The organism is Draconibacterium sediminis, assembly GCF_000949475.1.
In the GTDB taxonomy this organism is placed as follows: domain Bacteria; phylum Bacteroidota; class Bacteroidia; order Bacteroidales; family Prolixibacteraceae; genus Draconibacterium; species Draconibacterium sediminis.
Genome location: NZ_JRHC01000003.1, coordinates 382,691 through 405,797, shown reverse-complemented (window position 1 = coordinate 405,797; position 23,107 = coordinate 382,691). Strand labels below are relative to the sequence as shown.

23 protein-coding genes are annotated in these 23,107 nt (G+C 40.4%); 8 read left to right on the top strand and 15 right to left on the bottom strand.

The annotated features are described in order from the left end of the window. Positions 1-3 precede the first annotated feature (3 nt). Both LH29_RS14115 and LH29_RS14110 read right to left on the bottom strand, forming a co-directional pair. Entirely contained in the window at positions 4-1,047 is a 1,044-nt protein-coding gene (locus LH29_RS14115; protein WP_045030862.1) for an aldo/keto reductase, read from the bottom strand. After that, a complete protein-coding gene (locus LH29_RS14110) occupies positions 1,048-1,440 on the bottom strand; it encodes an L-rhamnose mutarotase (RefSeq protein ID WP_045030859.1) in 393 nt (130 codons plus the stop codon). Positions 1,441-1,622: 182 nt separating this feature from the next. On the opposite strand from LH29_RS14110, the gene LH29_RS14105 reads away from it, so the two are divergent. Beyond that, a complete protein-coding gene (locus tag LH29_RS14105) occupies positions 1,623-2,642 on the top strand; it encodes a LacI family DNA-binding transcriptional regulator (RefSeq protein ID WP_045030857.1) in 1,020 nt (339 codons plus the stop codon). Positions 2,643-2,752: 110 nt separating this feature from the next. On the opposite strand, the gene LH29_RS14100 is transcribed toward LH29_RS14105, so the two are convergent. The 4 genes from LH29_RS14100 to LH29_RS14090 form a co-directional block, all read right to left on the bottom strand. After that, positions 2,753-2,965 (bottom strand): zinc ribbon domain-containing protein, encoded by a 213-nt coding sequence (locus LH29_RS14100; RefSeq protein ID WP_045030855.1) that lies wholly within the window; start codon positions 2,963-2,965, stop codon positions 2,753-2,755. A 341-nt stretch (positions 2,966-3,306) separates the two neighbouring features. Beyond that, positions 3,307-3,480, bottom strand: a complete 174-nt coding sequence (locus LH29_RS24315; RefSeq protein ID WP_082063710.1) for an Arc family DNA-binding protein — start codon at positions 3,478-3,480, stop codon at positions 3,307-3,309. 1 nt (position 3,481) lies between these two features. Continuing rightward, positions 3,482-4,006, bottom strand: a complete 525-nt coding sequence (locus LH29_RS14095; RefSeq protein ID WP_045030852.1) for a hypothetical protein — start codon at positions 4,004-4,006, stop codon at positions 3,482-3,484. Between the two features lie 5 nt (positions 4,007-4,011). Continuing rightward, a complete protein-coding gene (locus tag LH29_RS14090; protein ID WP_045030850.1) occupies positions 4,012-4,860 on the bottom strand; it encodes an SPFH domain-containing protein in 849 nt (282 codons plus the stop codon). A 425-nt stretch (positions 4,861-5,285) separates the two neighbouring features. Here LH29_RS14090 and nhaA point away from each other — a divergent pair, with 425 nt between their 5' ends. Beyond that, positions 5,286-6,599, top strand: coding sequence for a Na+/H+ antiporter NhaA (gene nhaA / locus LH29_RS14085; RefSeq protein WP_045030848.1), 1,314 nt, complete (start codon positions 5,286-5,288; stop codon positions 6,597-6,599). Positions 6,600-6,638: 39 nt separating this feature from the next. Here the strand turns inward: nhaA and LH29_RS14080 are convergent, their stop codons facing one another. Further along, positions 6,639-6,821: a hypothetical protein gene (locus tag LH29_RS14080; protein ID WP_157493702.1), complete on the bottom strand. Its 183-nt coding sequence runs from the start codon at positions 6,819-6,821 to the stop codon at positions 6,639-6,641. Between the two features lie 61 nt (positions 6,822-6,882). Continuing rightward, entirely contained in the window at positions 6,883-7,476 is a 594-nt protein-coding gene (locus tag LH29_RS14075) for an RNA polymerase sigma factor (protein WP_045030843.1), read from the bottom strand. A gap of 161 nt (positions 7,477-7,637) precedes the next feature. On the opposite strand from LH29_RS14075, the gene uvrA reads away from it, so the two are divergent. After that, positions 7,638-10,439 carry an excinuclease ABC subunit UvrA gene (gene uvrA, locus LH29_RS14070; protein ID WP_045030841.1) on the top strand — a complete coding sequence of 934 codons (2,802 nt, stop codon included), beginning with the start codon at positions 7,638-7,640 and terminating at the stop codon, positions 10,437-10,439. Between the two features lie 35 nt (positions 10,440-10,474). Here the strand turns inward: uvrA and LH29_RS14065 are convergent, their stop codons facing one another. Together LH29_RS14065 and LH29_RS14060 are read right to left on the bottom strand one after the other, a co-directional pair. After that, positions 10,475-10,885, bottom strand: a complete 411-nt coding sequence (locus LH29_RS14065) for a hypothetical protein (RefSeq protein WP_045030839.1) — start codon at positions 10,883-10,885, stop codon at positions 10,475-10,477. Then, on the bottom strand, positions 10,869-12,239 hold the full coding sequence (locus LH29_RS14060) for an MATE family efflux transporter (protein WP_045030836.1): 1,371 nt from the start codon (positions 12,237-12,239) through the stop codon (positions 10,869-10,871). Before LH29_RS14060 ends, LH29_RS14065 begins: the two co-directional genes overlap by 17 nt. A gap of 98 nt (positions 12,240-12,337) precedes the next feature. Here LH29_RS14060 and LH29_RS14055 point away from each other — a divergent pair, with 98 nt between their 5' ends. The 3 genes from LH29_RS14055 to LH29_RS14045 all read left to right on the top strand — a co-directional run bounded on the left by LH29_RS14055 (position 12,338) and on the right by LH29_RS14045 (position 14,910). Next, positions 12,338-12,844: a hypothetical protein gene (locus tag LH29_RS14055; protein WP_045030834.1), complete on the top strand. Its 507-nt coding sequence runs from the start codon at positions 12,338-12,340 to the stop codon at positions 12,842-12,844. Positions 12,845-12,856: 12 nt separating this feature from the next. Next, positions 12,857-13,828: a type IX secretion system membrane protein PorP/SprF gene (locus tag LH29_RS14050; RefSeq protein WP_045030832.1), complete on the top strand. Its 972-nt coding sequence runs from the start codon at positions 12,857-12,859 to the stop codon at positions 13,826-13,828. Positions 13,829-13,929: 101 nt separating this feature from the next. Beyond that, on the top strand, positions 13,930-14,910 hold the full coding sequence (locus LH29_RS14045; protein WP_045030830.1) for a PorP/SprF family type IX secretion system membrane protein: 981 nt from the start codon (positions 13,930-13,932) through the stop codon (positions 14,908-14,910). Here LH29_RS14045 and LH29_RS24635 read toward each other — a convergent pair. From LH29_RS24635 to LH29_RS14030, 4 genes are all read right to left on the bottom strand, one after another. Beyond that, the gene (locus LH29_RS24635; RefSeq protein ID WP_157493701.1) at positions 14,894-15,070 is read right to left on the bottom strand and encodes a hypothetical protein; all 177 of its coding nucleotides are present in this window, start codon (positions 15,068-15,070) and stop codon (positions 14,894-14,896) included. The genes LH29_RS14045 and LH29_RS24635 overlap by 17 nt on opposite strands. Positions 15,071-15,234: 164 nt before the next feature. Next, a complete protein-coding gene (locus tag LH29_RS23880) occupies positions 15,235-17,481 on the bottom strand; it encodes a PKD domain-containing protein (RefSeq protein WP_052670947.1) in 2,247 nt (748 codons plus the stop codon). 11 nt (positions 17,482-17,492) lie between these two features. Further along, positions 17,493-18,482: a dihydroorotate dehydrogenase-like protein gene (locus LH29_RS14035; protein ID WP_045030829.1), complete on the bottom strand. Its 990-nt coding sequence runs from the start codon at positions 18,480-18,482 to the stop codon at positions 17,493-17,495. Positions 18,483-18,573: 91 nt separating this feature from the next. Next, complete coding sequence (locus tag LH29_RS14030) at positions 18,574-19,242, bottom strand: YggS family pyridoxal phosphate-dependent enzyme (RefSeq protein ID WP_045030828.1); 669 nt, start codon at positions 19,240-19,242, stop codon at positions 18,574-18,576. Between the two features lie 112 nt (positions 19,243-19,354). On the opposite strand from LH29_RS14030, the gene LH29_RS14025 reads away from it, so the two are divergent. Together LH29_RS14025 and LH29_RS14020 are read left to right on the top strand one after the other, a co-directional pair. Beyond that, complete coding sequence (locus LH29_RS14025; protein WP_262485562.1) at positions 19,355-20,332, top strand: aminodeoxychorismate synthase component I; 978 nt, start codon at positions 19,355-19,357, stop codon at positions 20,330-20,332. Between the two features lie 74 nt (positions 20,333-20,406). Beyond that, positions 20,407-21,027, top strand: a complete 621-nt coding sequence (locus tag LH29_RS14020) for an aminotransferase class IV (RefSeq protein WP_045030823.1) — start codon at positions 20,407-20,409, stop codon at positions 21,025-21,027. A 215-nt stretch (positions 21,028-21,242) separates the two neighbouring features. On the opposite strand, the gene LH29_RS14015 is transcribed toward LH29_RS14020, so the two are convergent. Further along, complete coding sequence (locus LH29_RS14015) at positions 21,243-22,670, bottom strand: carboxylesterase/lipase family protein (protein WP_045030820.1); 1,428 nt, start codon at positions 22,668-22,670, stop codon at positions 21,243-21,245. Positions 22,671-23,107 lie beyond the last annotated feature (437 nt).

Below are 23,107 nucleotides of genomic sequence, written 5' to 3'. Positions count from 1 at the left end.
GTTTTATAAATAAGGATATTCCGTTTCTATAATTTGTTCACTTTTAAGCTCAGCCCAAAATGCTTCAGGAAATTCCTGGTTCAGAAGTGTTTTATTGTGTGCCATGCGGTGCGGTTTACTCGGATTTAACGCAACGGCAGCTATCTGAGGCGCCGAGAGCGCAAACTTTAAACAGGCATCACCGGGAGCAATATTGTGCTTCAGGCAAATGGTAAAAAACTTTTCGCGCCATGCAAACAGATGCTCGTCTGCAGAATCTTTCGGGTCAACAAGGCGGTAATCAAAATAGTCGCCACCGGTTAAAAAACCTGCATTAAATATTGCCGAGTTTATAATCCCTACCCCATCCTTTTCCAGTTGAATCATAAAATCAACGATTGCTTTTGGATGATGATAAACGGTAAATTTATTGGCAAACATTACCCAGTCGAATTTCACCTCTTCATACAACTCTTGTATTACCAGCCAATCTTTTGAGCCAATTCCAACCGCTTTTACTTCGCCTTTCTCTTTGAGTTCGAATAAAGCTTTGTAAGCCCCCAAAATATCTTCCTTGCGTTTTTGCCGGTCTTCAGGGTCGGTTGCAGTCATTAAATATTCGTCGGGATCGTGCACAGAAACAATCTCAGGCTTGAATTTTCCGCCCAGCAACTCACATCCCTGTTGCCAGCATTCCAAAATTCCGTTGTAACTGATCCTCTGGACGGCATCATATTCCAGGTTTGCCCAGGCTCCCGGCTCGAATGTTGGCTCAGCATTTGTTAGCGGCACACGATACCAACCCAGTTTATTGCTGATTGTAATATGCGAGGGCTCGACACCGAGTTTTTCCAGTCCTTGTCCGATAACTTCCAAAGCAAGTCCGGCACCATATTTCCCGGCACTGTCGATCATTACCTTACCATCTGCCACGTTAAACCATTCTTGCATAAGGTTTCGCTTTTCATCTTCTGACAATTCACGGTAAAGATTTCCCAGATAACTGGTTCCATAAATAATTTGAGGGCATGTTATTCCCGTTTTTCCTAATAATCGTGTTGTACTCATTTAATCAATTTCTTTAACCTGCCCGTCAATGGCCTCATATTCATTCTTTTGGTCCAGTTCATAAATCCGCTCCATCAATTGCCACTTATCATTAGCCGTTGCTTTTTCACTACTCACCTGAAAACGTGATACAAAAGCTTCCCACTCAGCCTGCCGGGGTTTTCCGGCCAACTCTGTCATAGCTCTGTCGTGGTCAAAATCAGGAGTGGTATCCATAATCATAAATAAGCGGTTATTGAACAGGTATATCTCCATATCGATGATTCCAACCTCCTTCATACCCTGAGAAATTTCAGGCCAGGTATTTCCTTTGGCGTGCACCTTTTTGTATTCTTCAATTAGCTGCGGATCATCCTTCAGCATCATTGTTTTACAATATCTTTTGTACTTCATAAGTCGTTTGATTTAGTGTAAATTTCGAATAAATTATCGTATAGTAAAAACACAATATACCTGCATTTTAATGCAAAGCTTTCCGCAAAGCTTTGCATTAATGATAAAATGTTCTAAAACATAACAACGAAGTTTTTAATTTTGACAAAGAGAGAGAGTTTTTATCATTTTACTAAGCAATAATGGGAAGCCGACATATATCGTTAAAGGATCTTGCAAGGGAACTGAATATTTCAATTTCAACTGTTTCAAGGGCCTTAAAAGATCATCCTGACATTAGCCGGGAGATGAAAGAAAAAGTCAAGAAACTGGCGATAGAAAGAAACTACACCCCTAACCCACTGGCAATGGGTTTATTAAAACAGGAAACACGGATGATCGGCATTGTTGTTCCTGATTTGGTTACTCATTTTTATGCTTCCATCATTTCAGGAATTGAAAGTGTTGCAAAAGAAAATGGATACTTTGCTGTTATTGCCAGTTCGAATGAGAACATTATTAAGGAAAAGGAATCGATTGAAAACCTGTTGAAAGCCAGAGTTGAAGGATTGATTGTTTGCATGAGCCGGGAAACCAATACCACCGATCATTTTGAAAAGCTGGTTAGCAGAGATATTCCGCTGGTAATGTTCGACCGGGTTTGCCTTGGCGACAAAATTCCGGCAGTAATAGCTGATAATGCTGATGCATCGCAGAAGATTGTAGAGCATTTCTATGCAAAAGGTTACCGGAGAATCGCCTATGTTTCAGGACCGGAGAACCTGAGTATTTCAAAAGAAAGAATGAAAGGCTATTGGGCAGGAATAAAGGCCTGTGGTATAACGCCGGATGAAAACCTGGTTGAAAACTGTGATCTGACTTTTGAATCGGCAAAAACAGCAATGAACAGGCTTCTTCAGTTGCCCAATCCCCCTGATGCCGTTTATGGAATAAACGACACCGTTGCTTTTGGCTTAATGAAAGCCATTAAGGAAGCAGGACTAAAAATTCCTGACGATATTGGAGTTGTTGGCTTTACCGATGAATTCCACTCGGTTGTGGTAACCCCGGCATTAACTTCGGTAACCCATCCTACTTTTGAGATGGGGCAACAGATTGCTCAACTTTTTTTCAAAAGTTTGACTCCCGGATTTCAGGCAGAAACACTGATTGTAAAAACGCAGCTTGTGGAACGGGAATCATCGAACAAATCCCAAAGCTAAGCTAGCTCAACTTATTCTTACAAGCATGAAAACGGTAACCATTAAATGGAATTACCTTTTTAGCCCTGATTAAATAAGAGCGTTATTATTCAAATCAACAGAACTGTTATTTACGATGATGTAAGGAAATCGAGTATACTACCGGCAGTACTTCCTCTTCCGGCTTTGTACAATTCGGTGTAACCACATCGTTTGCACGAAATAGCTATAAACTTTCGGTTTTGAATATCAAAAAATCGAGTAAAACCGCCGCCGGTGGTTCTGATTGTATCTTCTTCGTACTCCCAACTACTGCATTTGGGACAACTGAAATGTTTTTTCATGGTTTTCTGTTTTTGTATTGTTTTCAGCTAATCAGTATTTGCTTTTCAAATAAATTACTAACTGAATCGAAAAAAGTATAATTGCGATTGCGAGTACCATTATAAATCTTATTTGAGTTGAGGTTAATTTGGTCCTACGCTTTTTTTTATCGCCCTTTTTCAGATAATCATATTTACCCATTTTCTTTGTTTTAAACCTTTTTCCTAAGTGCTATTTCTTTAACTGTGTCACTACCTGAAGAATGAATCCACTAATAACCAATGCAATAACGATTACGGTTATTATTTCCCGTACCATTTTAAGTTTACTCTTCTTTATTTCTTTTTTTGCTTTTAAATGATCATACCGTCCCATCGTCTGAACCTTTTTTTAGTCGTCGTGCATCTTTTAAAGCCTTATGTATTATCCATTCAATTTGCCCGTTCATACTCCGAAAATCATCTGCAGCCCATTTTTCAACGGCCTCCAGCATTTCCGGGCTAACGCGCAATACAAACGATTTTTTCTTCGCCATTCTAATCCTCCTTTTCCATCAATTTTTGCATGGCATGTTCCAGGGCTTGTTGCTTTTGTGTTCCAATCAGGAATCGTTTTCCATTCTTCATATACAGTTGCAATCCGATTCGTCCCGCAACGGTCCAGGCACTCCCCTTCCGCAATCGGCGTTTAATGCCGCGGCCACCATATTCTCTTTTGGGATGGTATTGTCGTAACTCATACTTCTCAATCTCCGACGGATCGATATCTTTCCATTTTCGCACCAGTGGTGGAAAACAAACGGAAAGTTTATCGGCAGTAACTTTCGTTTTTAGTTTTGCACGAAACAGCAGGATAAAAATCACCACCATTACCACAACCGTTACACCAGTCACAACCAATCCTCCTGTAGTCATCGGAGTATCGCCGGGCGGATTTTCAGCCGTCAGAAAATAGATTCCCCGAATGAACGGAATGGCAGCGGCCGACACAGCAACCAGCATCAACAGCCACAGCCATCTTTTATCAAACTCCTGCTCTTCTTTAAAAAGAAGCTTTTTCATTCTTTTTATTGATATAGTGATCCGGTATTTACCACAGGTGTTGCATCTTTATCGCCACACAATACAACCATTAAATTGCTAACCATTGTTGCCTTTTTATCTTCATCCAGCTCAACAATACTTTTTTCACTAAGCTCGTCAAGTGCCATTTCTACCATGCTTACAGCTCCTTCAACAATTTTGTAACGGGCTGCAACAATTGCAGTAGCCTGCTGGCGTTTCAACATAGCCTGGGCAATTTCCTGCGCGTAGGCAATGTGGTTAATCCGCGCCTCTATAACATGAATCCCTGCAATTTCGAGGCGTTCAATAATTTCTTTCTCAAGCTGATCATTTACTTCTTCTGTTCCATCACGAAGCGTAACTTTTGCATTCTCATCCTCGATGTTATCATACGGATACATACCTGCCAGCTTTCTCAGAGCCGCCTCGCTTTGTACCACTACAAAATGTTCAAACTCATCTACACCAAAAGCTGCCCGATAAGTTTCTTCCACTTTCCAAACCAGTACCAACCCAATCATAATCGGGTTTCCCAGTTTGTCGTTCACCTTAATAGGCTCGCTGTCGAAATTTCGTGCACGAAGCGAGATTTTCTTACGTACATAAAAAGGATTCACCCAATAAAATCCATTGGTTTTAATAGTGCCTTTGTAAGCTCCAAACAAAACCATTACACAACTTTGATTTGGATCGACCACGGTAAAACCAATGGCAACAAGAATAAATACCGGAATTAGCAGAATTGCCGGAACGATCATTCCCCCAATAAAACCAAAAATGATAACTCCCATTAATACAAGCTCCAAAAACAGGAACACGTAACCTGATAAAGCTGAATGTTGTTTTTCCATGACATTAATTATTTAGTATTTTGATATTATTTTGATATCACTAAAGTATTGTATTTATTTCTAAAAAACAACAGGACTAATTGTGTTTTAAATCATATTATTAAAAAGTTTAATGTTGCTGATTATATTCCCTGATTCCATCAGTTATAAAAGCGTGAATTCAATTGCAATTACCCCGAATATTTCATAAATTATTCTTGTTTCCGACTGCCACCAATTATTCAGATATGGTATAATTAAAAACTTAGTTTGTATTATCCCGAACCTTATTCAGGTTGTTAATAATTTGTGAACGGTTCGAGCTGAAACAGAGAGAAACATGACTTTTTCATATTTTGCGACCGTGTGAAAATTTTATATTCAAAATTTCAGAATAGGCATTAAACAAACAAATGGGTTTTACGTTCCACTAAAAAATTATAAGAATGAATTTTATAAAAGATCCTATTAACCGTTTTATAAGGCTTGAGACTTCAAGTAGCATAGTTTTATTTTCGGCATCCATTGCAGCTTTAATTCTTGCAAACTCAGGTTTAAGCGAAGCATTTTTGGGCTTCTGGAAAAATTATATAACAATTAGCCTGCCCGGATTCGAACTTTCAAAACCAGTATTAAAATGGATTAACGATGGTTTAATGGCCATTTTCTTTTTTGTTATTGGACTTGAAATAAAACGAGAGGTTTTAATAGGAGAATTAAGCGATCTAAAAAAAGCTTCATTACCCATTGTTGCAGCCATTGGCGGAATGGTTTTCCCTGCTCTGCTTTTTGTTACCTTAAATCAAGGAAAGGCAGGAATGGAAGGATGGGGAATTCCCATGGCAACTGATATCGCATTTTCACTGGGTATTTTAACCTTGCTGGGCAAGCGCGTACCGGTTGGTTTAAAAATTTTCTTAATGGCTTTTGCCATTATTGACGACCTGGGCGCTGTATTAGTAATTGCATTCTTTTACAGCTCGAAATTAATTTGGGCCAACATCATTATTGGATTAGCTATCGTTGCCCTTCTTGCTATTCTCTCGCGCTTTAAACTGTATTCTAAATATTTCTTCTTTATTGCCGGTGTTGTTGTTTGGGTTCTGTTCCTGAAATCGGGTATTCACGCAACAATTGCCGGAGTATTACTGGCACTTACCATTCCAATTCAGCGACACATTAAAACCACTACCTTTTACGATAAAGGCAAGGAAATACTTGACGGATTTCTTGATGAATGCAAAAAGGAAGGCAGAGACAAAACAATTCTTAGCCACAAACAATTAGATGCAGTTGACGAGATGGAAGAGCTTATAGAAAAAACAGCTTCTCCACTTCAATACCTTGAGCACAGTTTGCACGGGTGGGTGGCTTTTATAATTCTACCATTATTTGCTTTTGCAAATGCCGGAGTAGTTTTTAGTTTTTCGGGCGATACCAACACAGTTCTGGCAAGTAACATTGGGCTTAGCCTGATAATTGGAAAATTTGTGGGAATATTCCTGGTTTCGTTCCTGGCAATAAAATTCAAACTCTCAGAACTACCAAAAAATGTAAATTTCATGAGTTTGGCCGGCGTATCTTTTCTTGGTGGATTAGGCTTTACAATGTCATTATTTATTAATAACCTTGCATTTACGGATGAGGTTCTTATTGATTCGGCTAAAATTGGAATTTTACTCGGGTCGTTTGTGGCAGGATTATTAGGCTATATATTGCTGCGATTTTCAGCAGGCAAAAAAAATCCTTCGGCTAATTAGCCGAAGGATTTTTTTTACAACCGAATACTTTTTCGTGTTCTAATTTAAAATCATTTCTACATATCCTGTTTCCTCTGTTTCTACTGTTTCGTAGCAACGTGCGAAATCAAGGATATTCTGTACCGACCGTTCTGATGGTTCATAATCCATCTCTGCTGATTGTTTTTCAACTTCACGTTGAATGTTGTTTACACAATAAAATAAGGTAGAATAATTCATCATAGGCATTTCAATTATTTACTCTTAAAACGCCCTTAGCTACCTAATATTGTGTTAACAATAGTTAAAAAGCAGTGAGGTTCAATTTCTTTTCATCCACCAGTTTTCGCAGGTTAATTAATGCATAACGCATACGGCCCAAAGCAGTGTTAATGCTTACCTCGGTTTGCTCGGCTATTTCCTTAAAACTGAGGCCCATGTAATGCCGCATATAAATTACCTGCTGCTGATCTTCGGGCAACTCTTTTACAAGGTGCTTTACTTCTTTCAAAATTTGCGAATAAACCATTTGGTCTTCAATGGTCTGTTCCGAAAATTTTTGTGAATTGAAGATGTCAACATCGGAGCTGTCGTTTGAAATCGTCCCCTGCAGTTTTTCCTTCCTGAAGTGGTCGATAATCAGATTATGCGCAATCCGAAGTACCCAGGAAACAAATTTACCATTCTCAACATACTTACCTCGTTTTAACGAGCGTATGACTTTGATAAACGTATCCTGAAAGATATCTTCTGCAAGATCCTGGTTCTTGACAATCAACAAAATATACGAGTATACTCTGCTTTTATGTCTAACTATTAAAATCTCAAGTGATTCCTGATCGCCTTGAATAAATCGTTGAACGAGTTCATTATCGTTCAGTTTGTCGAGTCTGAACATTACCTTCTATTTATGTGTAAACAAAAAGTAAAGTTTATCTATAGGCGTTCAATTTTTAGTGTAGTAAAACTATTATTCTAATTTTGTATGATTCAAAAATGAAACATTTTACCGACAATAGCAAGTTTTTCTAACATTTTATCGAATTTTATAAAAATAATATGTCAAATAGCAAAAACGCTAAATACATTGAGATTCAGAACGCGAGGGTTCACAATCTAAAAAATATAAGCTTAAAGATACCCCGAAACAAGTTTATTGTGGTTACCGGAGTTTCCGGTTCCGGTAAGTCTTCGCTGGCTTTCGATACACTTTTTGCCGAAGGTCAACGCCGTTATGTAGAAAGTCTGTCGTCTTACGCCCGTCAGTTTTTGGGCCGAATAAATAAACCTGAAGTTGACTTTATTAACGGAATTCCGCCTGCCATTGCAATCGAACAAAAGGTAAACACGCGAAATCCGCGCTCAACAGTGGGTACATCAACCGAAATTTACGATTACCTGAAACTGCTTTACGCACGCATCGGGAAAACCATTTCGCCGGTGTCGGGGCAGGAAGTATCTCGTAACAGCGTTACCGATGTAGTGGACTACATTAACAGTTTTGAGGAAGGAACGCGCCTGATTATTGTTGCGCCTTTAACAGCTAAAAACGGACGGACCATGCTGCAGGAAGTGGAACTGCTGATGCAACAAGGTTTTTCGCGCATTGAAACCAACGACGAAATAAAACGCATCGACGAGCTGGTAAAAGCAGAAAGTGATGAATTTTGCAACGGAAGCTGCAATCTTGTTATCGACCGTGCGGCCGTTAAACACGATGAAGATACGCAAAGCCGACTGGCCGACTCGGTTCAAACGGCTTTTTTCGAAGGACACGGCGAATGTTTGGTAAAAATTTATAAAAAGGACGGTACGGAATCAAAAACCTTCTCGAACCGTTTTGAAGCCGATGGAATTGAGTTTGAAGAGCCAACGGTTCACATGTTCAGCTTCAATAATCCGGTTGGCGCCTGCCCTACCTGCGAAGGCTACGGAAAAGTAATTGGGATTGACGAAGATCTTGTAATTCCGAATAAGTCGCTATCAATTTACCAGGATGCCATTGCCTGCTGGAAAGGTGAAAAAATGAGCCAATGGAAAAATGAGTTGATCTATTCAGCCGAGAAATTCAATTTTCCCATACACAAACCATTTTACGAGCTTAGTGAGGAGCAAAAATTCCTGATTTGGACCGGAAATCAATATTTCGATGGTTTGAACCAGTTTTTCAAACATCTTGAAGAGGGCAGCTACAAAATACAATATCGGGTAATGTTATCGCGTTACCGCGGAAAAACGGTTTGCCCCGAGTGTAAAGGAAGTCGGCTTAAAAAGGAAGCCGGCTATGTAAAAGTTGCCGGTAAATCGCTTCAGGAACTGGTTTTAATGCCCGTTTCTGAACTGAAGGAGTTCTTCCTGAATATGAAACTGAGCGATCATGATAAAACAGTTGCTAAACGTATTCTTATCGAAATTAACAACCGCCTGGAATTTCTGGATGATGTTGGCTTGGGTTATCTTACACTCAACCGCTTATCGTCAACTTTATCTGGCGGTGAATCGCAGCGCATAAACCTTGCCACCTCGCTTGGAAGCAGTTTGGTGGGATCGCTGTACATTTTGGATGAGCCTAGTATCGGGCTGCATTCGCGCGACACTGAGAAACTGATTAAAGTATTACGACGACTCCAAAAAATTGGAAATACGGTATTAGTTGTTGAACACGACGAAGAAATTATTCGAGCTGCCGACGAGGTAATCGATATTGGTCCGATGGCCGGACAACACGGTGGAGAAGTTGTTTTTCAGGGAACACACGACGACCTGGTTAAAAATCCGCAAAGTCTTACCACAAAATACCTCACCGGCATTGAAGATATTCCGGTTCCAACACGACGCCGGAAATGGACCAACTCCATTAAAGTTGTTGGTGCACGCGAGAACAACCTTAAAAATGTAACGGTTAAATTTCCGCTTAACACTTTAACGGTAATTACTGGGGTCAGCGGATCGGGAAAGTCATCGCTTATTTCGAAGATCCTCACTCCTGCCCTGACTAAAATTCTGGGTGGATATGGTGAAAAAACAGGTCATCACGATGCGATTTTAGGAGATTATAAGATGATCGATGCCATTGAGTTCATCGATCAAAATCCTATCGGAAAATCATCGCGATCGAACCCGGTTACCTACCTGAAAGCTTACGACGAAATACGGAAATTACTGTCGGAACAGCAGGCATCAAAAATACAGGGATTAAAACCATCTCACTTCTCGTTTAACGTTGATGGTGGACGTTGCGACGAATGCCAGGGTGAAGGTACGATTAAAGTAGAGATGCAGTTTTTGGCCGATGTTTACCTGCTGTGCGAAAGCTGTGGAGGAAAACGTTTTAAAGAAGATATTCTGGATGTAAAATACCAGGATTTGAATGTGGACGACATTCTGAATCTGACCGTAAATGCTGCTATCGAACTCTTTAAACAAGGTAAAAGTTCAACAGAAAAGAAAATTACCAAACGACTGCAGCCCCTGCAGGATGTTGGTTTGGGCTACATAAAACTGGGACAGGCTTCGAGTACACTCTCAGGTGGTGAAAGCCAGCGTGTAAAACTGGCGTCGTTCCTGGCAAAGGAAAAAGATTCACCTACCCTCTTCATTTTCGATGAGCCAACAACAGGTTTGCATTTCCACGATATCCGAAAGCTGCTTGATTCGTTCAATGCACTAATTTCGCGTGGTCACTCCATACTGATCATCGAGCACAATATGGATGTAATTAAATCGGCCGACTGGATTATCGATCTTGGTCCGGAAGGTGGAGATAAAGGAGGAAATCTTGTTTTTGAGGGTACTCCTGAAGATCTGATCAAGAAGAAAAATTCGTATACCGGAGAAGCTTTAAAAGAAAAATTAGTATAAAAGAGCCATCTGTTGAGGTGGCTCTCTACCTCAATTTACTTCTCAGACTTGCCAAAGCGATTTAGCAGTATTAAAAACAAAGGAAAGAGAAGAATAACCAATGTATAGCCAATCCACAGTTTGAAGGCAATGGGTTTGTTTTGAAATGCAAAAGCAAGGTTTCCTGAAATGAAATAAGACACGGGCAACCAACATAATGCAAGACCTAAATGAAGAAATCTTAGCTGCTTACCTACTTTTGATAATGTAGATTTTAATGGACGTTTTATAAACAGATGCAGAAGAAGTGTATAGGCAACAATACCACTCCATGAAATTAAACTCCCCAAAGGAAAATTCAGCTTTTTTGAAAGGCTGATCCCCAATAGTTCAGGATGAACAAAAAGGCAGTAAAAAGTAAACGCCAAAACGCTTAATAACAGAATCTGTTTAATGCTTTTCTTCATCGCTGTTTTCTATTATTAACGGTAAACGTTTCCACTCGCGGTAAAGCAGAAATCCCACCACCATTGCCGACATGGTATCAGCAAGTGGATAACTGATCCAGATTCCATCAATATCAAAGAAACCCGGGAGTATAAAGATGAGCGGAATCAACATGATTACCTGGCGAAAAACAGTGGCAAACATGGAAAGGCCCGCTTTACCAATTGCCTGAAAAAAATTGGACGCCACTACCTGAAATCCAACAATGGGCAGTGCCAGAATAACCAGGCGTAATCCACGGGTTGCAATATTGTACAACACTTCGCTATCGTTATTAAAAACCAGAATAATAAAACCTGGAAAAGCCTCAATTAAGGCAAAGGAAACAATGGCAATAATTGTGGCAGAAATGAGGGTAATTTTCAACGTATCTTTTATACGCTGAACCGATTTGGCGCCGTAATTAAAACCGATGATAGGCTGCGAGGCCATATTCAGTGCAACAATAGCCATAATTACCAGCGTTAGTACCGAATTGATAATTCCCATAGCACCAACAGCCAGGTCGCCACCAAAATCAATTAGTTTTTTATTGAGCAATCCTTGCACAAAACTTCCGGCAATTTGCATCGAAAATGGCGCCATACCAATGGCCAGAATTTCCAGCGTAATTCCCCAGTCAATTTTCAAATTCTTTACACGAAGCCTTATAACTGCTCGCTTACTTTTAATAAAATGATACAGCACCCACAACATTAAAACAAACATTGAAATTACAGTAGCGTAAGCTGCCCCTTTTACGCCCATGTCGAGGCCAAAAATAAAAATGGGATCGAGAATAATATTGGTTGCCGAACTTATAAGCATGGAAACCATGGCAACACGCGCGTTTCCTTCCGATCGGATAACGTTGTTTAACGAAAATCCGATAACCATAAAAGCCACACCGCCAAGAACAATATCGAGGTAATCGTTGGCATATTGAAAAGTTTCATCGGTTGAACCAAACGAACGAAGAATAGGCACTTTAAGCGAATAGGTAACAACCATAATCAACACCGAAGCCGCTATCATCAGAAGAAAACTGGTTCCCAACGTTTGTTCAGCTCTTTCCATATCCTTTTTCCCAAGATTTATGGAAACATAAACGCTGGCACCAATACCAATGAGCATACCAAAGCCCATCATAATAAGCATTACCGGAAAAATAACCGAAATACCCGACAATGCTTCGGCTCCAACTCCCTGTCCAATAAAGATTCTGTCGACAATATTGTACAACGCATTTACGAAAACTCCAATAAATGCAGGAATGAAATATTTGAGCATAAGACGCCCTACATGGGCCTCCCGTAATTCGTCAACTTTCTTCATGAGGAGCACAAAGGTAACGAATATGCGAAAACATTTACACTACACCTTTGTTTTGGCGTATTTTAAACATTAAATTTGCTTGCTCGGAAAGATGAACAATGAATATGACAAAAATTAACCAAACAATAAAAACCCAGCTTTTTTCGGCTGACAAGGATCAGGTACTGGCTGCACTTAACAAACTTAAAGAAAGTGGCAATAAAGATTATCTGCCCATTTTATTTGAATTAATGGTAGCCGGCTGCGAAGCGGAAGTAGAAAAGCAGATACAGAAATTATTGGGAACCGTTAAGGATAAAGAAACGATTCCGGTGTTTATAAGTGCCCTGCAAGAAGAGCATTTTAAGCCAATTCGTAAAAATATTGCTACGGTTTGCTGGCAAAACGGTCTTGATTTCTCGAATGACATTGAAGTTTTTGTCGATTTAGTGATCAACGAAAACTGGGAAACTGCTTTTGAAGCTTTCACGGTTATCGATAATTTCGAGCATTTTCCGTCGGCGGAGGTAATGAAACCAATAAAATTAAAAATTGCCCGGGCCTTGAAAGTCTCTGATGAAAAGCGGGCCTACATGTTGGAAGAGTTATTAAAATTATCCACCTGACACTAAACAACCTTGCGCATTTCACCCAAAATATTAGTTTGTTTTATCCTGTTATGTTCAGGATTAAACAGTCGTGCGCAAAACGAAACCTACCTTCTTCCTTTTGACAACCGGATTGAAATAAATCCTGGGCTGGCCGGATTAAACAAAAACAGTTCGTATCGCACCGGAAATCAGTATTCGTATCTAAACAGCGAAGAAACGTATAATCTCTTTTATGCAACGTGGGATGCATATTCCAACAAGTTAAAGGGAGGTGTGGCCCTGAATTTCAGACAGGGGATGCTGAGTAAACAAAACATTACCACCACATCGCTTGGCTTTTACTATTCGGGGTTTCCAATAAAAATTAGCGACAGTAAAATACTTTTCACTGCCGGAACGGATGTACTGGCTGCAACCAAACACTGGGCAGTTGCATTTCTTAACAATGTAATCCCTCATGACAATGATGCACTTATTCAGCAGGGTGAGTCTTTTTTTCGTTATTACATATTCAAACCCAAGTTTGGCTTTTTATGGACGAACAACTCCTTACAGATTGGGGTAACATCAATGGTTCTGCACACCAGAAATGTTGCCTATAGTTTGATCGAACCTACCACATCGTTGGGTTATACGCTGTATGTTTCGAAAAAGATGGACAACAGAGTCCGCGACCTTTACTCCAAGCCTTTTGAAATGTCGCCGGAACTAATTATTTTCTACCGCGAAGAAGTCACTATTGCCCGACTGCGCCTACTTGCGGAATATACAGATAAAACATGGGGGGCTTTCATTCAAAACGACTTTACGAACCAAATTACTACCCTTGGAGGAACAATTGGATACCGACATAATTTTATGCGCTTTAACCTGAATGCAGGAATGGGTATACCGGGCGCTTCCGATTATAATGCTTTTATATGCGAGCTTTCGTTTAATATTATTGTTCCGCCTTTTAGGCATTCAAAATACAATCCGTGGGCCCCTCCAAAAAGATAAATCACAACAACACTAACTCTTTCACATAAAATATTTTAAAATCGATCTGATATTAATTTGATTTTGTATTTTCACGACTCATTTTAATCGGGAAAAACTTAATGTACTTCAAAAAACTATTACTTGCATTGCTTGTATTGCCGTGTGCAGTTTTTGCTCAGGATCCCGGTTATTCACAGTTTTTTGCCAATCCGCTTCACTTAAATCCGGCATTTGCAGGAACCACAGAACTCCCCCGAATGGTAATCAATTACCGGAACCAGTGGCCGCAAAAAGGTAACTCGTTTACCACTTATTCCTTTTCTTACGATTTCCTTTTGAAAAAAAGTAATGCAGGAATTGGATTTCAGGCTTATCACGATCGTGAACCGAATAATATAATCACAACAAGTGCTGCAACCGCAACCTATTCTTACCACCTTCAATTGGGTTTGGAAAGTTTTATGACACTGGGCTTAAATGCAGGCCTGGTACGAAAACAATTCGATACAAATGGCTTAATATTCCCGTCAGAGATCGATCAGCTAACAGGAGTTGTTTCAGGTTCAGGTGGAGCCAATCTTTACGAAGGAAACAAAACCTACCCCGATTTTGCCATTGGAGCAGTTGGCCAGCACCGCCAGGTATTTTGGGGAGCCAGTTTGCATCATTTGACTACTCCTGATGAGTCGATTCACGAAGGAGATAACAAAGGGAAAGTTCCGATGAAAATTACCGTACATGCCGGTACACGGCTGCATAAATTTCACCACGATTTATTGTCGCGGCGATTTACGCTTTCGCCAAATATTCTTTACCAACAACAAGGTTCGTTTAAGCAGCTTAATCTTGGAATTTATATGATTGAAAAATCATTTTTGTTTGGTGGTTGGTTCAGGAATAACATCGACACACGACCTGACGCTATAATTGCCTTAATCGGTTTTGCGCGAGAGAAATTCCAGTTTGGGTACAGTTTCGACTATACCCTGTCCGAACTTTCCAACTACAGTTATGGATCGCATGAATTGTCACTAACATTTTTTGTTGGAGCCAAAGGAGAAAAAGAAATCAGAAACAAACTGCTTATTCCCATGCTTTAGCTTTTGCACTGAACTTTTCTTCATCGTGGTTTAGTTCCCATGGCACAACAAAATGTTCTTCAGTGTGAAAATTGTGTTGTTTTTTCATCGGCGGATATTCCTTGTACACACGATATTCTTTTTCGTATTGGGAACTAAATCTAAATTTACGCATCATCATTTTCTTGTATTTTTCACGTTAACTCACCCTGTTAAATCGTACTTCACTGTATAAAAAATTAATTTTGGAACAACAGTTTTTTATACGATTTGATGAATGTAAAAGATACTAAGAAAGCAGATGAAAGGCAATAAAATTAACAAATTTTAGTGCAATCGATTGTATCAGAACAACAGGATTACATTGCCTATTTGTTTGTGCGAACCGCCCATAAAATCGTTATATTCCAGCACCCAGGTGTACACGCCTGAAGGAGCATAGTTCCCATTGCTCATTGTCCCATCCCAGCCCTGCTCCTGCGTATCTGTTTCGAACACTAGTTCGCCCCAGCGGTTAAAAATCAACAGCTTGTACCCATCGTTTAAAACGCCTTCGGCATTCAATCTAAACTCCTGATCATCTTGCAAGGTAGCATTGGGTGAAAAAGCAGTAGGCGGGTTTATTTTATCAAACACAACACTTACCTGTTTTACGATGGTATCGGCACATCCAAAATTGTTACCTACCTCAAGCGTCATATTGTAAGCGCCCATCTCCTTGTAACTGTGCACAGGATCAGTTCCATAGGAAAAAGTGCTGTCGCCAAAATCCCATAAATACAATGAAGCGGCATGAGAGGTATTGGTAAATTCCACTTTAGGCGCGGTAATCAACACTTCCTGCGGAGAAAAATCAAATCCGGCAATTGGAACCGGATACACTTTTACAAGGGTATCATAAACAGCCGTATTCTCACATCCATTAATATCAAGCACAGTAAGGCTGATATCGAAAGTTTTCCGCTCATCTTCCAGATTAAGAAACTTGTGCGTTGGATTTTGATCTGTAGAATTACTCTCATCATTAAAATCCCACAGATACGACTCGGCGGGTTTACTGGTGTTTGCAGAGAACTCAACAATTAGTGGAGAACACCCTTCCTCGTTTTCAACCGATACGATAATATTCGGTTTCACTTTTACTTCCAACGCCAACGAAGAGTCGATACATCCCTGTTCATTCACTTTTAAGGCCACCGAACGGTCAATATTTTCAAATCCCAGAGGGATGGTAACACTATCTACTCCGATTCCCGATTCAAATTCCGCATCGTTATAGTACCAAATAAATTCTGCTTCTTCGAAGTTTTCACCGGAGTATGACAACTGAAGGTTGTAACCGTAACACTCGTTTTCATCGAGATCGAAAATTGCCTGAGGTTGGTTATGAAACTCAAACATTACCGTATCAATGTACGGACAGCTGGCCTCATCGATCGTATTCAACTGAAAATAATATTGACCATAATCTTTAACCGTGATTTTTGGCTTTGTGGTTAAAGGATTTTGTACCGTAACACCTGAATCCAAAGGAATGAGTTCTACCAGCGGATCAGAATTCTGAAAAAACAAATCAACAGTAGCCGACATTGTTCCGCAAAACAGCGTTTTCACTTTGGTGTAATCCAGTTCCGGACGTTTGCTTTCGCGCACTTCGATATATGCGGTAGCCGACAATTGTAATTTAAGATTTTCCATACCGCCAAACTCCACCACATATCCCTGAGGGTAATAGTAACCTTCAGGATTATTTTTATCTCCCTCGTCAGAAAGATCATTCCACGATCTTGCTTTCCCTCCCGGATTAACAACCATGTGTGCATAATCTTCATCGTCACCCCACGATTTTTGCACATTATTGGGTTCTCCGTTATTCCAGTAGGCAAACCCAAATGCGGTACCATTGGAAGTGCCCCTCCAGAAAAGCGTTCCTGCCTCGGGTCCCGTTTTCCAGTACCAATCCCCTTCTTTATCGGCATCGCTTCCACCTATCCAGCCAACGCCATCAATTTTCGAATAAATAAAATCATTTTCTACACTGGAAGTAATTGTAGCCAAATAGCCCTGAAGTCCATAATAAGTCATTTTTTCGGCTTCTGCTTTGGCCGTTGTCCATCTAATTCCACGTTGGGCAATATATTGGTAAAAATGTTCGGTAGCCGGTAAATAATCGGCATCAAGCAAGCCAATTGCAAATTCCCGGGTGCCAACACTTCTTGTTCCACTCTGATTATAATAAAACACTTTTGATATGGCTTCCCGGTATTGTTCATCGGTACCCACACCACTTATTTCCAGGGTTCCCTTCGAGTCATTCCAATTGTACTTCAAAGGAGAGACAACCTCGTACCCCAGCTTGTCCTCTCCTCTTTCGTAGTTTACAATCGATACCTGCATACCTTTGTCGTCGGCATCAATCTGAATATTTTGCACGAAAATACCCTGGGCTACATAAACCGAGTCGGAGCAATAAACAATGGGATCAGTATCGGTATTTTTAATTACCGGCACTTCGGTTTGCCCCAAAACAAAACCGGTACTTCCCAGAAACCATAAAAGCAAACAAAGAAATACCGGTTTTAATTTTATCATCTTACAAAAGATTATTTTCTGTTCGAGAAATATTTCATGAATTGTGAACGCTCGTAAACCATCGGATCGGGGATGTTTTTATACGAAAGACGCCCTCTGAAATCTTCGATCTTTTTAAAGTTCCACTTCTTCATAAATGCAGTTAAATCATCGAGCATTCCACTAACTACACTTGCGCCGTTTACATACAATGTTGAACAAAGTTGTGCCACCTGCGCTCCGGCCAGTAATTGTTTAATTACTGCATCGCCATCGTGAATTCCGGTTGATGCGGCAATATCCAAATGCCTGACCGACGATGAAACAATACCTACCCAGCGTAACGAACGACGCAAATCGGAAGGAGAACTAAACACTTCTGAGGCTACCAACTCCAGTTTATCCAGGTTGATATCTGGCTCGTAAAAACGGTTAAACATTACCACTCCGGCGGCACCATTGGCTTTTAGCTTGTCAGCCATACCAATAATATTGCTGTGATTTAAACCAAACTTCACCGACACCGGAATAGTCACTTCGCTTTTTACCTTCTCCAAAACATCAAGGTAAAGCTGTTCTATCATTCCGGGTTTTTCATGACGATCAGTCGGCAAATAGAAAATATTCAGTTCGATGGCATCGGCACCGGCTTCTTCAAAATCTTTGGCAAAAGTGGTCCACTCTTTCGACGACACACAATTTATACTTGCAATAATCGGTACATCAACGGCTTCCTTTGCTTTTTTTACCAGCTCCAGATGTTTGGTTACCGTATTGTCGCGCATGTAATTTTTTATGTAATCTTCGGCCTCGGGGTATCCAACATTCTGCTGGTCTTTAGTCAGCATATTGGTCACCTCGTTGTTTATCTGCTCCTCGAAAATCGATTTCAGCACAATAGCGCCAATACCGGCATCGGCAAGTTCTTTAATTTTTTCAACCGAACTGGTTAGTCCCGAACTGGCGGCAACCAAAGGATTTTTCAGCTTTAGTCCGAGGTATGTAGTCTCTAAATTTGCCATAATAAAAGTTTATAGTTTGCAGTACAGCGCTTAAGGTTGCAACTAATTTTGTGCCTTTACCCGCTGCTTTATTTCAATAAATCTGTCTGTTTCAATAGTTTCGTTCTCCAAAAATTTTACTTCCCACACGTATCATCGTGCTTCCTTCCTCAACGGCAACGGGATAATCGCCTGACATACCCATTGAAATTTCGGTAAAAAATTTGGAATCGGAAAAGTATTTATTTTTCAGCGAATTAAAAATACTTTTTAACACGCGAAATTCATTTCGTATCTGATTATTATCATCGGTGTAAGTAGCCATTCCCATCACGCCAACAATCCTCACGTTCGTTAACTGTTTAAATGCCTCGGACGACAGTAAAACATCGGCCTCATCAGGCGACAGACCAAACTTGGTAAGCTCTTTGGCAATATGAAACTGAAGCAACACATCGATTGTCCGATTGTTTTTAATGGCCTCTTTATTGATGATTCTTAAGAGTTTAATGGAATCGACACCGTGAATAAGCGAAATAAACGGAGCAATATATTTTACCTTATTTGTTTGCGGATGCCCGATAAAATGCCATTCGATATCTTTGGGCAATTCTTCGTGTTTTTTGGTTAAATCCTGTACTTTGTTTTCGCCAAAAATCCGATGTCCGGCGTTGTAGGCTTCCAAAATATCGACGTTGGGCTTTGTTTTTGAAACCGCTACCAAACGTACATTTTCAGGCAAACTTTCTGTAATTTCTTTTAAATTTTTCCCAATATCCATCCCTCGCTTGAATTTGACGTAAAAATAGAAATAAAGTTGGAAACCCTTCAATGATCGGGGTTCAAAGTTGGAACAGAAAGTATCGTGCTTTTTAATATTTTTGCAGCGCAGGATGAAAGAGAACGGAAAGATTATAGCGGAAATGAATAAACGGGGCCGAAGAAACGAGCCTTTTGTTTTTGTGATCGATTTTAACACCACAACAGCAAAGCTCTTCAGGCCCGAAGAAACGGATAAAATATGGTGGCAGGCCAATGAGCAATCGAATTTTGCCCGGCCGGCAACCGAAAAAAAAGAAATACAATGGGAAACTGAGCCGGTTTCATTCAGCCATTATAAAAAGGGATTTGATCTTGTTCAGCAGCACATTCACAACGGCGATACGTATTTGCTGAACTATACGCAGTCAACTAGGGTAAAAACCAACCTCTCGCCGGAGGAAATCTTTCACCACAGCGAAGCACGTTATAAGGTGCTGCTTAAAGACGAGTTTGTGTGTTTTTCGCCCGAAAGATTTGTACAGATCGATGCCGGGAAAATCTCGTCGTACCCGATGAAAGGGACAATGGACGCCTCGTTGCCGAATGCCAAAGAACGAATTTTGAACGACTCGAAAGAGCTGGCCGAGCACAATACCATTGTAGATTTGATACGAAACGACCTGAGTTTGGTGGCGGAAAATGTAACCGTTGAAAAATTCCGTTACCTCGAACGGCTAAAAACCAACCAGCGCGATTTATGGCAGGTAAGCTCGAAAATAAGTGGCCATCTGCCCGAAAACTATACGGAACAGATTGGCGATATTCTATTTAAAATGTTGCCGGCCGGATCGATTTGTGGTGCGCCAAAAAAGAAAACCGTAGAGATTATTAAAGCTGCCGAAAACTACGATCGTGGTTTTTACACCGGTATTTTTGGTTATTTCGATGGGCATAATCTCGACAGCTGTGTGCTGATTCGCTACATAGAAATACAGGGTGACGAGCTGATATACAAAAGCGGCGGCGGAATAACTTTTTTAAGCAATGCCGAAAGCGAATATGAAGAGCTGGTGAAGAAGGTTTATATTCCGGTTTTTAGGAAGGATTGAGGGAGATTGAAAAGAGATTGATACAGATTGAGAAACTCGTGGCTCGTGGCTAGCGGCTCGAAGCTTTTTAAACTATGCAACTACTTGAAACCATAAAATGTAAAGACGGGAAACTCTATAACCTGGAATATCACCAGGCACGGTTTGATGTGGCGCGAATGAAATTTTTTCCTGATGCGCCAAAGCTGAAGTTGGAAGAGCTGATTGAAATACCGGAATCCTGTACAGTAGGACTATTCCGCTGCCGGGTGGTTTATGCCGAACAGGTGGAAAAGATCGAATTCCTGCCTCATCAATATCGTTCCTTTAACAGCATCCGTCTGATTGAAGATAACAGCATTGAATACAGATGTAAATACACCGACCGCCAGCAACTGCAAGATTTGTACGAGCAGCGCGGCAATTACGACGATATCCTGATCGTACAAAACAATTGTATTACCGACAGCTTTACGGCCAATCCCATTTTTTTCGATGGCCAGAAATGGTGGACACCCGACACACCCCTGCTTCCCGGAACGCAACGTGCACGACTGCTGGCCGAAAACAAAATTTCAGTTTGCCGCATTACCGTTAACGACCTAAACAACTACCAAAAAATGGGTTTGATAAACGCCCTGCAGGATATGGACGATATGCCGGTGTTGCCGGTTGAAAGGATTAGAATTAATCCTATAACCAACCCAAATGGCTAAAACTAAAACCGTATTTTATCCTTATTTTTTACGAAATGAAAGGATATCAAGATTGTTTCACGCAAAGAAAAGAAGAAGCGCAAAGTTCGCAAAAGTATAGAATCTGTTTTGCGTGCTTTGCGAAAACTTTGTGATCTCAGCATGAACTTTATTTCAGAAAAAAAGCCCGAAAATTTAATTCCGGGCCTTTCATATATTTAGAATTGAACTTCAAACTATCTGGGGAAACCACCACCTAAAAATTCCGGGCTATCAGTCATTGCACTGATATCATCAGTTTCGTTAGCATCAAACACCATAAATTCGGGTGTTTCTTTTGTATATGGAGTCCACTCGCCGCCATCTTTACCATTCGGGTCGCCGTATTTGGCAAAGTTTGTCCAGCAATCCACCATGTGCAAACCTAATGCTTCATCGCCGGTTGTAAATGGTCGCCAGCTGTGTTCAAACGAATGGAACACATACCACAAATCAGATGAGTGGAAAGCACCACTTTCATCGCCGGGAAGCTGACGTGAGAAAAGATATGCATAAGCTGGCTTATCACTTTGCTCTTCGCGCAATAAACAGAAATCGGCTACTGCTTTGGTCATGTCGTTCATATCGTTTGCTGTAAAACCAAACATATACGGAATATCAGGAATTTTATTGGCCTGAGCCATTTCTGAAAACGAGCCATTTAAGAAATAGTTATCTACTACAGGACTAAAAAATGTACGTTTACCAGTTTCTGCACCGTATTTGTTAACCAGTGCAGTTAACGAGTCAAACGAAAGAAAACGCATTTCTTCAAGCGTTGTGATATCAAAATAATCCAACATTTTTTTGTTGTTATTCTGAACGGTATCAAAAGGCAAGGCAGGCCTTCTCCCTGCACCTAATCCACCGGCACTCATACTAATTGCCTTTGCAACATAATTTTTTGACTTTGGTGATGCCAATAAGGTTTGAACACTACCACCTCCGGCACTCTGACCAAAAATCATAATGTTATTGGGATCGCCACCAAACTGTTCAATATTATCATGAATCCATTTTAATGCTGCAGCCTGGTCCATTACACCGTAATTTCCTGAAACACCGTTTGCACTTTCTTCGGATAACCGCGGGTGAGATAAGAACCCAAGTACTCCGAGACGATAAGTTACCTGAACCAGAATAACACCCCGAGAAGCATAGTCAACGCCACCATCCATTTCCGGCTCATAAGCAAAACCTTCGCGATAACCACCACCATGTATCCACATGGCAACCGGTAATTTTTTATCCACCTGTCCTGCTGCGGGAGTCCAGATATTCAGGTAAAGACAATCTTCGGTAAACGGAGCTGTGCCACTGGCTTGCCATTCACGTCCGTAAAAACTTTCCGGATCCCAAGTGGTTTGTGATGCAGCGTCGCCGTATGTATCCGCAATTTTCACTCCTTCCCACGGAACAACCGGTTGTGGTTCTCGCCAACGTAGTTCACCAACCGGTGGAGCTGCAAAAGGAACACCTTTGTAGGCAACAATTCCTTCTACTTCGGTTTCAACACCCTGTATCTGTCCACCTTCAATTGTTAGTACAGGATTGGGATCATTTTCAGTGCAGGATACAAGAGCAAAGGCAATGAAAATCACAGCTAATAGAGTTTGACTTTTCATAATAATTCTAAGATTTTTAAAAGTTTGGTTTTAGTTATTTCGAAATTGATTTTACCAAATTTAAAAAGAAACCGATAAAACCAGGTGCTTTGTCTGCAATAAAACACTAACTATCAAAATAATAGCTAAATTTAAAACTGAAATATCTATTTTTAAATATTTCCGGGACAAAAGCCATAATTTCCTAACCATTTTACTCCGCTTTAAAAACATAGCTATCGGCACTTAAACATTAAACCCGGTAATGAAAACATTTAAGATGGGGACGAATGCAAAGAACACCCGGTCAGCTTATTACGAAGTTTTCAGATAAAAAAGCAAATGATACGCTAAAACTGACATTTAGCATTGAATGGAGCTAATTTTTCAGAATTATGTTTATATTTAAAGCACTAAAAACTTAAACCGTTGAATACGCGCCCACAAATAAAGCTTGA

Coding starts and splice junctions, on each gene's coding strand:
- LH29_RS14020 (WP_045030823.1), top strand. CDS start 20,407: ATGCAACTACTTGAAACCATAAAATGTAAAGACGGGAAACTCTATAAC.
- LH29_RS14110 (WP_045030859.1), bottom strand. CDS start 1,440: ATGAAGTACAAAAGATATTGTAAAACAATGATGCTGAAGGATGATCCG.
- LH29_RS14045 (WP_045030830.1), top strand. CDS start 13,930: ATGTACTTCAAAAAACTATTACTTGCATTGCTTGTATTGCCGTGTGCA.
- LH29_RS14100 (WP_045030855.1), bottom strand. CDS start 2,965: ATGAAAAAACATTTCAGTTGTCCCAAATGCAGTAGTTGGGAGTACGAA.
- LH29_RS23880 (WP_052670947.1), bottom strand. CDS start 17,481: ATGATAAAATTAAAACCGGTATTTCTTTGTTTGCTTTTATGGTTTCTG.
- LH29_RS14015 (WP_045030820.1), bottom strand. CDS start 22,670: ATGAAAAGTCAAACTCTATTAGCTGTGATTTTCATTGCCTTTGCTCTT.
- LH29_RS14090 (WP_045030850.1), bottom strand. CDS start 4,860: ATGGAAAAACAACATTCAGCTTTATCAGGTTACGTGTTCCTGTTTTTG.
- LH29_RS24635 (WP_157493701.1), bottom strand. CDS start 15,070: ATGATGATGCGTAAATTTAGATTTAGTTCCCAATACGAAAAAGAATAT.
- LH29_RS14065 (WP_045030839.1), bottom strand. CDS start 10,885: ATGAAGAAAAGCATTAAACAGATTCTGTTATTAAGCGTTTTGGCGTTT.
- LH29_RS14025 (WP_262485562.1), top strand. CDS start 19,355: ATGAAAGAGAACGGAAAGATTATAGCGGAAATGAATAAACGGGGCCGA.
- LH29_RS14115 (WP_045030862.1), bottom strand. CDS start 1,047: ATGAGTACAACACGATTATTAGGAAAAACGGGAATAACATGCCCTCAA.
- LH29_RS14035 (WP_045030829.1), bottom strand. CDS start 18,482: ATGGCAAATTTAGAGACTACATACCTCGGACTAAAGCTGAAAAATCCT.
- nhaA (WP_045030848.1), top strand. CDS start 5,286: ATGAATTTTATAAAAGATCCTATTAACCGTTTTATAAGGCTTGAGACT.
- LH29_RS14105 (WP_045030857.1), top strand. CDS start 1,623: ATGGGAAGCCGACATATATCGTTAAAGGATCTTGCAAGGGAACTGAAT.
- LH29_RS14075 (WP_045030843.1), bottom strand. CDS start 7,476: ATGTTCAGACTCGACAAACTGAACGATAATGAACTCGTTCAACGATTT.
- LH29_RS14060 (WP_045030836.1), bottom strand. CDS start 12,239: ATGAAGAAAGTTGACGAATTACGGGAGGCCCATGTAGGGCGTCTTATG.
- LH29_RS14080 (WP_157493702.1), bottom strand. CDS start 6,821: ATGATGAATTATTCTACCTTATTTTATTGTGTAAACAACATTCAACGT.
- LH29_RS14055 (WP_045030834.1), top strand. CDS start 12,338: ATGAATATGACAAAAATTAACCAAACAATAAAAACCCAGCTTTTTTCG.
- LH29_RS14095 (WP_045030852.1), bottom strand. CDS start 4,006: ATGAAAAAGCTTCTTTTTAAAGAAGAGCAGGAGTTTGATAAAAGATGG.
- uvrA (WP_045030841.1), top strand. CDS start 7,638: ATGTCAAATAGCAAAAACGCTAAATACATTGAGATTCAGAACGCGAGG.
- LH29_RS24315 (WP_082063710.1), bottom strand. CDS start 3,480: ATGGCGAAGAAAAAATCGTTTGTATTGCGCGTTAGCCCGGAAATGCTG.
- LH29_RS14030 (WP_045030828.1), bottom strand. CDS start 19,242: ATGGATATTGGGAAAAATTTAAAAGAAATTACAGAAAGTTTGCCTGAA.